The following is a 13,561-nucleotide window of genomic DNA, read 5'->3' on the forward strand; positions in this document are numbered from 1 at the left end:
GCCGGCGCGGAGGCAGCGCTGGGCTAGTCAGGAGCAGGACTGATGGCTGAACCAAGAGATCCGTGGAAGGAACTACGGACCAACGCGGGTAACGGAACGTTCAAACTGGATCCCGGCGCTGCGACCAAGGCCGCGCAATACGTCGCCGACATGGCGGACGTCGTCGACATGGTGCTCAAGCAGTCGCCCGAGGCCGAGCAGATCCAATACCAGAAGTTCGGCGATCTCGATTCGGGCCTGCGGCTCAGCAGAGAATTCGCCAAGGTCGCCACGGATTTCCGTACCAAGACCTTGAAGGAGCACAAGGATGTGCTCACCAATCTCGGCGAGGCGTTCATCATCGCGGGCAATCTGCACAAGGATGTCGAGGGCGGCTCGAAGGCGCTGTTCGACAAGTACAAGGCGGATAGCAAGGCCGGCGAGGATATCGAACATGTGATGCAGACCCACAACGACCGCGACGGCTGGACCGATAACTCCGATTACGTCACCTACGACGCGAGCAAGAAGGAGTACAAGGGTCTGCCACCCGAGCTTCGTAAACTGCTGGAGGACAAGGGGAACCGTCCGGTCGACATCAAGGCCGAGCCCGCCGAGCGCTGGGATTTGGACCGCTACGCGCAGCTGTCGAATGCGCTTGTCGGCAAGTCGTACGAGATCGACGACGTCGCCACGGACTGGAAGCAGATGTCGGTGCAGCTGCAATCCGGATTCATCGCCTTGGACAACAAGGTTTCGCTGCTGGTCGACTCCGAGCAGTGGAAGGGCAAGGGCGGCGACGGTGCGAAGACGGCGGTCAAGGCGTACACCGAGAGCGGCCACAAGCTGGTCGGCGCCATGTCCCTGCTCAGCACCAACCTCAAGGATTCGGCCCAGTGGGTCAAGCAGCTGTATTTCGCGCTGCCCGACTACGGCGTCGCCGAGACCCCGGACGATCAGGAACACGCGCAGTTGGAGAAAGCCAAGACGGCCTACAACTCCTGGTACGTCGGCGGCGTGGCGGCATCCTCCGGGGCCATCCCGATTCTGCCGGAACCACTGAGCACCCTGAAGCCGGTGAGCGGGTCGGGAACCGGCCCCGGTGGCGGAACGGGAGGTTCCGGTTCCGGATCCAAGAGCGGGTCGGGCTCCAAATCCGGCACCGGCGCACCCCAATTCGGTGATGCGCTCGCGCAGCTGGAGAAACAGCGCAAGGCCGCCGAGGACGCCGCCGCGCAGCGTCAGCGCGAGATCGAGAAGCAACGCGAAGACGCCGCGCGCCAGGCCGCCGAAGACCGGGCCAGGGCCGAGCGGGAGAACCAGCAGCGCGCCGCCGATGCCGCCGCCAGGGAGCAGTCGGCCAAGGCGCAGGATGCCGCTCGCCAAGCCCAACAGGCGCTCGACAAGGCCATGCAGGACCCCAAGGCCGGTCTGCCGGGCCAAGATCCGAACTCGCCGCTTGCCACCACGCCCGCCTCGTTGTCCGCACTGGACAAGGCGAAGGAGGCGGCGATGAAGGCCGGTGGCAAGGGCGCGGGCGGTGGCAAGGGCGGTGGCGGTGCGGGCGGCGGATCCGGTGCGGGCATGCCCAAGGACGCGGCGACGGCGGCGGCCTCCAAACTGTTCCCGCGCGCATCCGCGGAGGGTGTCGCGATGGGACGCAGCGCGGGTATCGCGGCCGCGGCGGGCCAACCCGGCACGCCGGGCGGTATGGGCCCCGCGGGTGCGGGCGCCGGCCAGCAGGGCAACAAGGAACACAAGCGGGCCGACTATCTGGATTCGGTCGAACATCTGGAGGAGGCGCTCGGCGAAGCGCCCGTGGTCGCCAAACCAGTTGTGGAGAAATGAATCAGACCTGGGAATTCACCGACCTGGAGTTCGTCGTGCTCTGGGAGGGGCTGAAGCTGGGCGGGCTGCCGTTTCCGTTCTACTTCACCACCGATATCGATGACATCGACGTCTACGAGAGCAGGAAGATCGCGGCCAAGGAAGCGTTGCGGGCGCGCCTGGGCTGGTCCTTCGACGAGGTGCTCACCGCGCTCGCCGAGCCGGATCTGAAGGTGGTGGTGAACGGCCGTGACGGGCGGATCCCACGCAAGCCCGAGGGTTTGATCCGGCTGCTCGCCGTGCGTCGCGGCAATTCCGGCTACCTGCTGTCCTCGCTGCCGGGCAAGACCTATTGGAGCAGTGGCGGATTCACGGTCACCGAATGCGACCCGTTGCGGCTGGCCGATGTCGTCGTCGCGGCGCTGCCGGAGCGCGAATCGGGCAGGCGATCGGAAACAGTGCTGCCCAGCACGGAGGGTTCCGAGGACCTCGACTACGACTACGGCCAGTCCACGGTGCACGACTCGTTCGCCGATTCGTATGCGGAGCGGGCGGATTCGTTCCTGAAAGCGCCCGCGACCAGTCTGGGCACCATCGATATCGTGCAGGGTCGCTCGGTCTTCGGCCCGCGCGGGATCACCCAGCACCGGATCGGCTGGCGCGATCTGGAGGAGGACGGCCGCTATCTGATCGATGACCAGAACCCGCCGGTCGCATCGGGTATCGATAGGAAGCGACTGATCGCCGCGATCAATACGCGAGTGGTCGCGGTGGTGCGGGCGATCAAGGACGAACGGGTCTGAGAGGGGACGTCATGGACGACGAACAGCCGGGTCCGGTCGAGTGGACCGTGACCTCGCGCACCGGGGCGATCTCGGTGCGCACCACCGATCAGGGTCTGCCGCTCGGCATCTCGATCGAGGCGGCCGAGCTGCGACGTGATCCGCAGGCGCTGGCCGACGAGGTGCTGCGATTGTGCAAGAACGCGGCCAATCGGGCTGGGCTCGCGCAGCGCGCGGAGCTCGAGGCGCGCGGCGTCACCGAGGACATGCTGGCGCTGTGGGGCCTGCCGACACCCGAAGACGTTGCTCGCCAGGAGATTGCCGAGGAGCAGGATTACGAGACCGAACCGCAGAGCTGGTTGCGGTCGGTCTAGGGCGCGACGCCGGAAAGGGAGGGCCGATTCGATGTACGAGAGCATGGATGAGCTCGAGGCGGCCGTGCGCCGCAGGCTGTACCGGGTGCGCGATCTGGCCGAGGATATGGCCGCGGTCCGAGGGCGTGAAACGGCGCCCGACGGCAGCATCACAGCCGAGGTGGACGGTAATGGCGCGCTGCTGAATCTCGAGTTCTCGGAGGGCATTTCACGCATGTCGCCGGACGAGTTCGAGCGCACGCTGACCGCGACGGCGGCCTCCGCCGCGCGCAGCGCGTTCGCCCGGCGAGCGGCGTTGGTGACGGCGTTCAACGAAGAAGTCGCCGAGTAGACATCGGATGTTTACTGTATTAGTGCAAACTTTCTGAAAAGTTCCTACCGATCCTTGCAGATCGGTTGGTATGTTCGATGAGTTGGTCAATTGCATTACTGGATCGGGGTTTACGATGAGCGACCTGGTAGCAACACCTGATGCGATTCGGCGATACGGGGATGCCGCGGTAGCGATGGCGACGGGGGTTGCCACCGCCGGCGCGTTCGACCAGACCGCGACGATCGCCGCGACGGTACCCGTCTTCGGTCTGATCGGTCAGGATTTCCTCTTCGCCTTCGCGCACGCGCAGGGCAATCACGCATCGTCGGTGCTCGAGCTGGCCGCCGTGCACGCCGCCACCGCGATGACCGCCCACCAGGGCGCCGCCGCGTACGAGGCCTCGGAGCGGGCATCGATCGACGGGTTCGGTGCGGCGACCGCCGATCTATGATGGACCCCCAACTGGACCCCGCGGTCCTCGATATGCTGCGCGGTAGTGCGCTGGCGCCGCTGATCGACAGGCCCGTCAACGACATCCTGAAGGATATGGGCCTGCCGCAGCTGCCGGATCTGCCGGCGCTGCCTCCGCTGCCGGATATGCCACCGATGCCGGTGATCGATCTGGCCGCGTTGGCGCGTCCGCTGACCGATATGGCCAGCAGCTTCGGTACCGGTACCCTGGGCGCCGCCGCGGGTGGCGGACCCGATCCGACACAGGTGCTTTCGGGCATCACCTCGGCCCTGCAGAGCTCGGCGCAGATCGGTAGCACCGCATTGCAGACCGTGATGTCGATCTGGCAGGGCATGGCCTCGATGGCGGCGGCGGATAAGGCCGCCCAGGCACAGTCCGATGCCGCCGAACTCAGCACCCAGAGTGTCCAGGAGAAGGCCGTGCTGGTCGGCGGCGCGACCTCGGTCGCGACCGGGGCAGCCCTGCTCGCCGCGGTCATCGCCAAATTCATGGCGCAGGCGGCCGCGTCCGCGCCGTTCCTGTCCGCACCCGGTGGACAGGCGTTCCTGGCCGCGGCGACGGCGCAGGCGATCACCGAGGCGTTGGCGGTGGTCACCAAGACCCGCGTCGAGCTGACCGGACATTCGGCCAATATGACCCAGGCGGGTAAGAAGGTCGACATCACCGCAGCGCCGAAGGGCGTCGATTCGCTGCAACAGGTGATGCAGATGCTCACCCCGCTGATGACGGCGGCAACCACGATGTCGCAAACCGCGAGCCAGTTGGCGAGCGCGAACACCGCACTCGCCGCCAAGCCATTGGGCGAACCCGAGCACAAGGAATTCGACAGCGCCGCATCGGCGTCCACGAAGCCGGGTGGCGGCGGAACCGGCGGTGGTGGTGGCGTCGGCGGCGTCGGCGCCGCAGCGGCGCCGCTGGGCGCCTGGAACGGCGGCGCTCGCGGCGGTGGCCTCGGCCCGGTCTCCGGCGCCAATACCGGAACGTCCTCGGCGGCCACCGGATCCGATGCCGTACTGCGGGCGCCGGGGTCGAGCGGGCCGGGCATGATGCCGCTCGGCGCCGCGGGTGCGGCGGGCGCCGCGCGCGGTGCGGGTGACGCGGGTGATATGCCCACCTTCCTGGTCAACGCCGAACACGGTGACGATGTTGTGGGTGACATCGATGGGGTCTCGCTGCCGGTGGTCGGCGCGACCGAGAATGTGTCGGAACCACCGCCCGATAAGGAACTAACGCTCTAGGAGATCGTGATGGCTCGCGGTGGTGTGGACTTCGAAGGTGTGCAGTTCGATCCGAAGGCAGCGCGGGACGCGGCCCTGCGGCTCGACGGCTTGGCCGATCGGTTGGAGCAGGGGGTTCGGGACGGCGAGAACCCCTTGCAGGTAGCGCCCGCGGGCACCGACGAGGTGTCGCTGCGGGCGGCGCAGACGATGACCGATGTCGCGACCTCCTATCTGGCGGGCGCGGACTCGGGGATTCACGAGCTGCGCAAGCTGGCCGCGCAATTGCGCTCGCAGGTGGACCAATTCGGTCGGGCCGAGAGCGAGAGCGTGACCGATTTCGGCGGGGCGGGCGGCGCGTCCTGACGCCACCCGGGTATCACATGGAGAGTTGGGGATGATCGAACCACCACGGCCCGGATTCACCGACGTGGTGTGGGAAGCGCGCGAGCCGGATCGGCTTGCGCGTGACCTCACCACGGGTCCCGGCGCGATTCCGATGGCCGAGGCGGGCGCCGCATGGGCGAAGCTGGCCGCGGACTTCGGTACGGCCGCGGTGGAATACGAGCTGGTCATCGCCGCGATCCGCGGGGCATGGCAGTCCAGCACCAGCCGCGACGTGCTGGAGCGGATTACCGGGCTGCGCGACTGGCTGTCGGAGGCCGCGAGCGCGGCGACCGCGAACGCCGTGCGGGCCGAAACCCAAGCCGCCGCTTACGAACTGGCCCGGCTCACGATGCCGAATACCGCGGATATCGCCGCGATCCAGCAGGTCCAGCGGATGCTGGATTCGATCGGCGCCGCGCTGGGCGCACCGATCCGTGCCGTGGCGGCGCAGACCGACGCGGACGCCGACGTCGCCAAGGCCGCCGCCTCCCGGGTGATGCGCACCTACGAGGCCGCGACCGAGCCGCTGGCTATGCCGTGGGAGCATCAGCAGCCTCCTGTTCTGGCTTCGGAAGCCGCGCTGGATGCCGAGCGGGCCGGTGCCAACGTACCTGTCGGACAGACTCCCGTGCCGCCCATGGGATTCCCAGGCATGGGAATCCCGTCATTGGGTGGATTCGTCGCCGCGGCGAGGGAGAAGACGGCCTATCGGACGCCGGTGCTGGTTCAGTCCGAGACGCCGCAGACCGTGGAAACCGTGACACCGCATGCGGTTCCGACGACACATCCGGCCTCGATGCCGCTGGTGCCCGCGGCCATGGCGCCCGGCGCGGCGGCTGCCCAGGAAGAGGAGTACGAGTCGCGCGCGGGCGACGCCGGCGTCGACGTCCTCGGCCCGGAACTCGGCATCGTTTCCGCGCCCGCCGTGCTCGGCGCTCCGGAACCGCCCGCGGCCGCCGGGCCCGTCGCCGCGGGGGGTGCCGCATGACCGTGATGACGAACGACGGCCTGCTCGCGGTCGCCGACCGGCTCGGTGTGCAGACCCTGCCGCTGGTGCTCGCCGTGGGACCGCAGCAGGATTCGATGGCGACGTGGAAGGCGGCCCAGCAGCAGGCCGTGGCCGAGCTGCGCGGTGCGGGTGTACTCGACCCCGACGGTGAGGTGACCTCGGAACTGGCCGACGCGCTGTTCACATTGGCGCAGCCGGATCGTGAGCTGGTCGCCCGGATCTACGGCGGTGCGCCGGCGCCGATCCGGATCTGCCTGGCGCGCCGCGGCGAACAGCACGCGCTGGCGGTGCGGACCGGCGACTCCTTCGATATCACCAGGGTGTGGTCGGACGGCTCCGGCGCCGCACTGGTGCGGCCGGTACTGGCGGCGCTGGGTGGATGCGCACCGGCGGCGCGGGGCGGCTGCGCACCGGCCGATGTCGTCAACTTCAGCGCTCCGGCAACGGATTTGAGCGAGCGGTTGCAGTCCGCCGAAACCTCCGCCGACTATGCGGACGCGATATACGCCCTCGGCGTACTCGACCGGGACGCCACCGCCTACGGGCTGGCCTTCGCGTCCTGCCATGCCTACGCCGAGATCGTGGCCTATGCCCACGACGACGGCGTGACGACCCGGCCGCCCGGCGCGGTCGTGGTATACGACACCGGCCGCGGCCGCATCGTGGTCGCGCCGGGCATCGCGCCGGATCAGCAGGTCTGGTCCACGGTCACACCGGGCACCGAACACCGGATCGCGCAGGCGATTTCGGGATTGATCGAGGCGCTGCCCGGAGGAAGGTGGCTGCTGCATTAGACCCGAACGGCGTGCACTGGCTCGCCAATCTTGCGGCGGTGCCGTCCGGCATCGGTTCCGCATCCGATTCACGATACGAGAGGTTTGACGATGAGTGTTTATAGCGACGTATCCGGTGCCAATACCGCGAAGGGCGATATGGCCAACGCGGTCGATGGCATGCGCTGGACGCTGAAGCAGGTCAGCGACGAGGTCCAGGCGGCCCGTGGCTGGTCCGGTACGGCTCGGGTGGCGTTCAACGACGCCGCCGACGCATGGGGCGTCGAGACCAAGAAGCTGAATGATCTGCTGGACCGTATCACCGAGCAGGTCGGCAGCGGCACCCAGCAGTTCCAGCGCATGGACGGCGAGGGTGAAGACGAGTTCAAGTACATCCGCCTGTAATCAGCTGCGGCCTACAAACATCCAGTTTTTCTGAGTGAAGGGATCCACCATGAGTGGCGACATCATCGAATATGACTCCGGTCCGATTACCACCCTGTTCCACGACCTTCAGGGCTTCCGCAAGGCGCTCACCGAGCGCGCGCAGGAGATGAAGGACGCGGGCGCCAAGCTCGAGGCCGCGTGGCAGGGCACCGAGGCGTACAACAGCTTCCACACCATTCACCAGAAGTGGGACGGCGAGTTCGAGGACACCCTGGTCATCCTGGACCGCGTCGCGGCTGCGGTGGAGACCGCGCTGAACCGCGCGCTCGGCACCGACGGCAAGATCGGCGACGGCTTCGCCGATCTCTGATCGTCGCGGATGGGACGAAACGGCCGGCCGGAGCATCGCTCCGGCCGGCCGTTCGCGTGCTAACGGCCGAAACTCGCCGCAGGCGGATTACCTTGCGGCGGCGAGGGATTCGCCGATGTAACGCATCTCGTGGGGTGTGGTGACCATATTCACCGTGGTGGTCGCCGTCGAGGTGCGCACCGTGATCAGATTCGGCCGCGCCGGATCCTGCATCAGCACGACATCGGCGTCGAATCCGCTATCGGGCTCATGGGGAGTGCGGACATGCACGATGGTCGCGCCACCGGTGAGCGTGGTGGGCTCGATGCCGTCGAATACCACCAGGGTGGCGGCCGGGAACGGCGCACCGACCGGCGGCGCGGGCTGCGGCGGATGATGGCTCGCACCGGCAGAGCGCGGCGCCAGCCACAGTGAGTGCGGCGCATCGATATTGGCCACCATCGTATGCCAGGCCTCCGGCCGATCGGTGTGCACGATGGCCCGCGCGCCGAGCGCGATTGCCCGCAGGATCACCTGCTGGGCCAGGTCCAGTTTGCCGATCACCTCGAGGTGGCGGGTACCGTCGCCGATCAGCGGTACCGCGATACCCTGGCCGAGATTGTCGGCGCCGATCAGCTGACCGCAGCCCGCGGTGGGCACCGCGATTCCGGTGAGCGCGGCGAGCGGGCCGTGATAATCGCCGACGCCATCACGCACCGGGGTCTGCGCGGGCAGGCAGTCGAGCAGCGCACGGAACTGCTGTCCCGGCAATGCGCGCAGGCCGGGGACGGGCGGCTCCACCGGTTCGGCGTGGGTGTCGAACCGCACCAGGGCGCCGACGGTAATGGATTCGGGGGCGCCGCGGCGCCGCGGCGCGTTGCGGTCGGCGCCCGGCCGTAGCCGCACCGTGATGGTGGTGCTCAGGCTCGGCGTCGCCCAGATTTCGGCGAAACCCTGCGAACCGACCAGTTCCGGCCCGATTTCGTAGCTGGTGAGGTGAACATTGCCGTGCACCACCGATTTCGGGGTCTCGATGAACTCGTCCATCGGGACGCCACGGGTGAGTTGGCGCACCGCGGTGTTCATCTCGCTCGCCGTCAGCACCGAGATCGAGATGTCCTGGGCGGCCAGTCGATTGGCCACCCGGCGGGTGGCGATGATCGAGGTGCGCAACGCCCCGACGCTGCCGCCGCCGCGATTGTCCACCGCCTCGGCATTGGCCAGCGGGTTCAGTCGCAGCACCAGCCACACCGTGCGGTGCGCGATGGCGGGTAGCGGTCCGATGATGCTGTCGTAGAGCTGGGCCACCGCACCGTTACCCGCGGTGCGCGCACCGGTGCTGATGACATCGATGGCGGCCAGGTTGATATCGAATTGCCCCAGGCACTTCGCGATTTCGGTGAGCGGAAGGACCTGATCGGTGCTGAGCGAACCGCGGCGCAGCAGCGTCAGCGCGTCCGGCGGCGGGTCGATCCGCATCATGGTGATCAGCAGGTCGCCGTCCCAGCGCATGCCGTAGCTGCCGCCCTCGGGCAGCGGTACGTCGAAGGCGGCACCCTTGCCCGGCTCATCGGTGCCGGACCCGGTGTAGCCGAGCCCCGGCCGGGCCCGGCGCCAGCGGTAGGCCAGCGCCCTGGCGAACATGCCGACCGGGTTGCGCGGAAACCGGCGGCGCACCGGCATCGCACCCGCCGCCAGCAGCACCGCGCCGATCGTGATCGCCGCCCACGTCGGTGCGTCCAGCGCGAGTGCGATCCAGGCCGCCAGCGCGGCGCACAGAGCCAAGGGAATCATGAGATGCAATGGCATCTGACGGAACAGCCAGAATTCCGGATCACGCAGTGTGGAGTTCACCGGGTTTTCTTTTTCCGTTTCACGGGACTCGGTTTCCCGAGCGTTCACTGCCTCGTTCACGATAATCAGCCCTGATTCGAATACCTGCGCACCGGAGTTTGTCCGGCCGGGACCGTCCCGGCTAACCGTACCGTGCCGCGGGGATGCGGTCGCGTGGAGTTAACCAAGATCAGATTGACACCGAACACAGGGCGGATACTGTAATTTCGGCGGCTCCGGTAGGTGGCGCCGTGAATTGTTCGACGACGGGTGAGGATCGATGGAGGCCACGTGCCGGCTCAACTGACCACTCGGGCCCAGGTCAACGGATACCGATTCCTGTTGCGCAGGCTCGATCACGCGCTGGTGCGCCGCGATGTGCGGATGTTGCACGACCCGATGCGATCTCAGGTGCGCTCGATGATGGTCGGCGCGATTCTCGGGCTGCTGGTGGTGGCCGGTGCGGCGATCATGGCATTCCTGCGGCCGCAGGGTTCGATCGGCAACGCCCAGATCGTGATGGGCAAGGAATCCGGTGCGCTGTATGTGATTGTCGAGGACAAGCAGGCCGAGCAGAAGCTGCATCCGGTCCTCAACCTGGCCTCGGCCAGACTGATCACCGGCAGTAGCGAATCGCCGACCTCGGTGAAGGACAGCAAGCTCGCGCCGATGCCGCGCGGCTCGCTGCTCGGGATTCCGGGCGCGCCCGCGGCGCTGCCCGGATCCGCGCTGGGCGGCCGCTCGGAATGGTCGCTGTGCGACACGGTGGAACTGTCCATCACCGGGAGCGCGGCCTCGTCGACCGGGGTCGTGACCGCCGTGCTGGCCGCGAAACCGGAACTGAACCAGCGCATTCGACGCACCGGTGCGGACGAGTCGATCCTGGTGCGGCGCGCGGATAAGACCTACCTGATCTATGAGGGCAAGCGGGCCGAGATCGATCCGGGCAACTCGGTGATGTCACGGGTCATGAAGCTGAACGGGCAGCGGCCGCGCCCCGCGGGCACCGGACTTCTCGATGCCGCCACCGCGGTGCCGCCGCTGGCCGCACCCGAGATCCCCCAGGCCGGTCAACCCGGGCCGGGGCGGCTGTCGGAGGTGCCGGTCGGCGGCGTGGTCGCGGTCACGGGCGGCGGACGCGTCGATCGCACCGAGCTCTACGTGGTGCTGTCCGACGGGGTGCAGCGCATCAGCGACTTCACCGCCGAGGTGATCCGCACGGCGAATTCGCAAGGGATGCGCGAGATCAAGTCCGTGCCGCCCGACGCGCTCACCGGACTGCCCGTGGTTCGGCAACTGCCGGTGGACCATTTCCCGGCGACAGCCCCGAAAATCGTCACCGCCGAGGATGCCCCGGTCGCCTGCGTCGCGTGGTCGAAGCAGCAGACCGGACCCGGCGCGGTGGACGGTCCGACCGACCGCGCCGCGGTGAGCCTGCTGACGGGTACCCAGCTGCCGCTGCCGGATTCGGCGACTCCAGTGGAACTGGCCACCGCCGACGACACGGGCGACCGGGTGGACTCCGCCTACCTGCGCCCGGGCTCCGGTGAATTCGTACAGGTGACCGGCATGGAACCGGGCAGCCCGCGCCGCGGCAGCCTGTTCTATGTGGCGGATAACGGCATTCGCTACGGTGTGCCCGATATCGACACCGCGAAGATCCTCGGCCTCGGTGACTCGCCGCGGCTGGCGCCGTGGGCCATCGTCGGTCAGCTCGTTCCCGGTCCGACACTGTCGAGTAAGGAAGCACTGACCCAGCACGACATCCTGCCCACCGGCCGCAACTGATCCGAGAACGCTTGCGGGCCATCTACTTCCGTAATCGGAGGTAGGTGGCCCGCGGTGTCGCTTACGGTCAGGACACGCCGAGCGAGGAGAGTACGGTGGTGAGCGCGGCCTGCATATCGGGTGCCTCGACCCGCATCAGCACCGACTCGTCCACCGCGCTGAGATCCAGCGAATCATCATTGGCCAGGCGGAATTCGCGTTCTTCCTCCGCGGCCTCGATGACATTGCGGACGAAACGGCCATTGCCCGCCAGGTCGATACCACGCCGCGGCTGGCCGCTCTGATCGGTCTTCTCCGAGTTGTAGAGACCGTCGCAGGCGCGTTCCAGCAGGGCCAGCGCCTCCTCGGACAGATCGGAATCCCGTGACTTGGCGATCAATTGGCCGATCCGCCCCAGCTCGGACGGGGTGTAGGAGGGGAACTGCAGGCGCTTGGCGAACCGGGAGGCCAAACCGTCATTGGCGGCGAGCAACCGGTCGATCTCGCCGTCGTAGCCCGCGATGATCACCACCAGGCGGTCGCGGTCGTTCTCCATTCGGGCCAGCAGCGTATCCACCGCCTCGCGGCCGAACGCGTCACCGCCGGACAGGCCGGTCTGGATCAGCGTATACGCCTCGTCGATGAACAGCACGCCGTCCATCGCGGTATCGATCAGCTTGTCGGTCTTGATCGCGGTGCTGCCCAGATGCTGGCCGACCAGGTCCATGCGCTTGGCCTCGACCACCTTGTCGGTCTTGAGCAGCCCGACGCCGCAATAGATCTTGGCGACCACGCGCGCGATGGTGGTCTTACCGGTGCCGGGCGGACCGGTGAAGGCCAAGTGGTTGCCGCGCGACACATTGGCCATACCCTTCTCGGCCCGGATCTTGGCCAGCTGCGCGGTCGCCTGTAGCTTCGCGACCTGCGTCTTCACCGCGTCCAAGCCGATCTGCTTATCCAGTTCGGCGCGCGCCTCGGCCAGGATGGTCTTGGCCCGGTCCTCGTGTTCGGCGGCCTGCATCTGCTCGATCGACGGCGCCGAGGCGGGATCCCAACGGTCGGTGCGGGATTCGATGGATTCCTTGGTGGTGACCGTGATCCGGTAGGTCCTGTCGCGCATCGCCGCGGTATTCGCGGCGAAATCCGGTGCCTGCGAATAGACCTGCTCGAAGAGCTTCTGCGCCTCTTCCTCCTTGCCGGTCTCGCGCAGGCACAAGCCGCGGCAGAACATCGCGGTACTGCGCGCGGCCGGGATCGGCCCCGCCTCGGCGGCCTCCATCCGGCGGATGGCCTCGCCGAAAAGCCCCAGCTGGGCACAGGCGGAGCCGACCATCACGTGCGCGCCCGCCGCCAGGTACGGATCGTCCCATTCGGCGGAACCGGTCAGCACCGACATCACATCCGGCCAGCGCTGTGTCGAATAGTGCAGCACACCACGGATATAGGCGCTGATCCGATTGTCGATCTCGCGGTCCGGGTCCGAGATCATGGTGGCGCGGTGCGCGGCCAGCTCGTTCAGCACGCGCTCGGCCTCGTCGTATTGGCGATCGGTGATCAGCTGGGCCGCCTGCGCCAGCCAGATCTCGGTGTAGCTCGCCAGCGGGTAGTCGATGTACAGACCCGCCATGAAGCGTCCGGCGAGCACTCGCGGTGCGAGGCCGAGCCTGCGTTGCTCCCGAAACAGGCTGGTGGTGCTGGTCTTGTGCAGATTGTGCAACACCTCGGCGGTCACCTCGCCCGCGGCGGCCCGGCCGAGCCAGGCGTCGCACATGGTCGGATCCCATTCGGTGGCACGTTGGAACGCCAACTTCGCGTACTCGAGGTCGCGTGTGGATTCCTGGCCGTCGATGGTCAGGCCGAGTGACAGTACTCCGGCGTCGAAGGCGCGCTGTGCTTGGCGGTTGCCGGTCATTGCTGTCGGTCCCCGAAATCGTCGTTAGTGCTATTGCCTACGTTCATCTTCCAGCTAGCTTAGTTGTCCGGGCCGGACAAAGTTTGCCTTTAACCTCGCATTCGGGCGGACCCGGTCCGGCCACCGCGTAGCGATCGCATGGGCAAGGTCTGTCCGATACATTAGGTTTCGCTGCCGGTA

Annotated in this window: 14 protein-coding genes; 12 read left to right on the forward strand and 2 right to left on the reverse strand. The window is 67.6% G+C overall.

The window, feature by feature from the left end; translation table 11 throughout:
• Positions 1-42: 42 nt before the first annotated feature.
• From AB0H61_RS06590 to AB0H61_RS06640, 11 genes are all read left to right on the forward strand, one after another.
• Positions 43-1,827 (forward strand): hypothetical protein, encoded by a 1,785-nt coding sequence (locus tag AB0H61_RS06590; RefSeq protein WP_357300169.1) that lies wholly within the window; start codon positions 43-45, stop codon positions 1,825-1,827.
• Positions 1,824-2,609 carry an ESX secretion-associated protein EspG gene (locus AB0H61_RS06595; protein ID WP_357300172.1) on the forward strand — a complete coding sequence of 262 codons (786 nt, stop codon included), beginning with the start codon at positions 1,824-1,826 and terminating at the stop codon, positions 2,607-2,609. Before AB0H61_RS06590 ends, AB0H61_RS06595 begins: the two co-directional genes overlap by 4 nt.
• 11 nt (positions 2,610-2,620) lie before the next feature.
• The gene (locus AB0H61_RS06600; RefSeq protein ID WP_357300175.1) at positions 2,621-2,962 is read left to right on the forward strand and encodes a hypothetical protein; all 342 of its coding nucleotides are present in this window, start codon (positions 2,621-2,623) and stop codon (positions 2,960-2,962) included.
• 31 nt (positions 2,963-2,993) lie between these two features.
• Positions 2,994-3,293 (forward strand): YbaB/EbfC family nucleoid-associated protein, encoded by a 300-nt coding sequence (locus AB0H61_RS06605; RefSeq protein WP_357300177.1) that lies wholly within the window; start codon positions 2,994-2,996, stop codon positions 3,291-3,293.
• 115 nt (positions 3,294-3,408) lie between these two features.
• A complete protein-coding gene (locus AB0H61_RS06610) occupies positions 3,409-3,726 on the forward strand; it encodes a type VII secretion target (RefSeq protein ID WP_357300179.1) in 318 nt (105 codons plus the stop codon).
• A complete protein-coding gene (locus tag AB0H61_RS06615; RefSeq protein ID WP_357300181.1) occupies positions 3,723-4,985 on the forward strand; it encodes a hypothetical protein in 1,263 nt (420 codons plus the stop codon). The genes AB0H61_RS06610 and AB0H61_RS06615 overlap by 4 nt, the downstream gene beginning before the upstream one ends.
• Positions 4,986-4,994: 9 nt before the next feature.
• A complete protein-coding gene (locus tag AB0H61_RS06620) occupies positions 4,995-5,330 on the forward strand; it encodes a PE family protein (RefSeq protein ID WP_357300184.1) in 336 nt (111 codons plus the stop codon).
• Between the two features lie 31 nt (positions 5,331-5,361).
• Positions 5,362-6,339: a PPE domain-containing protein gene (locus AB0H61_RS06625; protein WP_357300186.1), complete on the forward strand. Its 978-nt coding sequence runs from the start codon at positions 5,362-5,364 to the stop codon at positions 6,337-6,339.
• Positions 6,336-7,154, forward strand: a complete 819-nt coding sequence (locus AB0H61_RS06630; protein ID WP_357300188.1) for an ESX secretion-associated protein EspG — start codon at positions 6,336-6,338, stop codon at positions 7,152-7,154. The genes AB0H61_RS06625 and AB0H61_RS06630 overlap by 4 nt, the downstream gene beginning before the upstream one ends.
• Before the next feature lie 90 nt (positions 7,155-7,244).
• A complete protein-coding gene (locus AB0H61_RS06635) occupies positions 7,245-7,538 on the forward strand; it encodes a WXG100 family type VII secretion target (protein WP_357300190.1) in 294 nt (97 codons plus the stop codon).
• A 49-nt stretch (positions 7,539-7,587) separates the two neighbouring features.
• Positions 7,588-7,890 (forward strand): type VII secretion protein EsxR, encoded by a 303-nt coding sequence (locus AB0H61_RS06640; RefSeq protein ID WP_357300193.1) that lies wholly within the window; start codon positions 7,588-7,590, stop codon positions 7,888-7,890.
• An 87-nt stretch (positions 7,891-7,977) separates the two neighbouring features.
• Here the strand turns inward: AB0H61_RS06640 and eccE are convergent, their stop codons facing one another.
• Positions 7,978-9,723: a type VII secretion protein EccE gene (gene eccE / locus AB0H61_RS06645; protein ID WP_357300196.1), complete on the reverse strand. Its 1,746-nt coding sequence runs from the start codon at positions 9,721-9,723 to the stop codon at positions 7,978-7,980.
• Positions 9,724-9,993: 270 nt separating this feature from the next.
• Between eccE and eccB the strand changes: the two genes are divergently transcribed.
• Positions 9,994-11,490, forward strand: coding sequence for a type VII secretion protein EccB (gene eccB, locus AB0H61_RS06650; RefSeq protein WP_357300198.1), 1,497 nt, complete (start codon positions 9,994-9,996; stop codon positions 11,488-11,490).
• A gap of 67 nt (positions 11,491-11,557) precedes the next feature.
• Here the strand turns inward: eccB and eccA are convergent, their stop codons facing one another.
• Positions 11,558-13,381, reverse strand: coding sequence for a type VII secretion AAA-ATPase EccA (gene eccA / locus AB0H61_RS06655; RefSeq protein ID WP_357300200.1), 1,824 nt, complete (start codon positions 13,379-13,381; stop codon positions 11,558-11,560).
• Between the last annotated feature and the right edge of the window lie 180 nt (positions 13,382-13,561).

Source organism: Nocardia sp. NPDC050710, assembly GCF_040654375.1.
Classification (GTDB): domain Bacteria; phylum Actinomycetota; class Actinomycetes; order Mycobacteriales; family Mycobacteriaceae; genus Nocardia.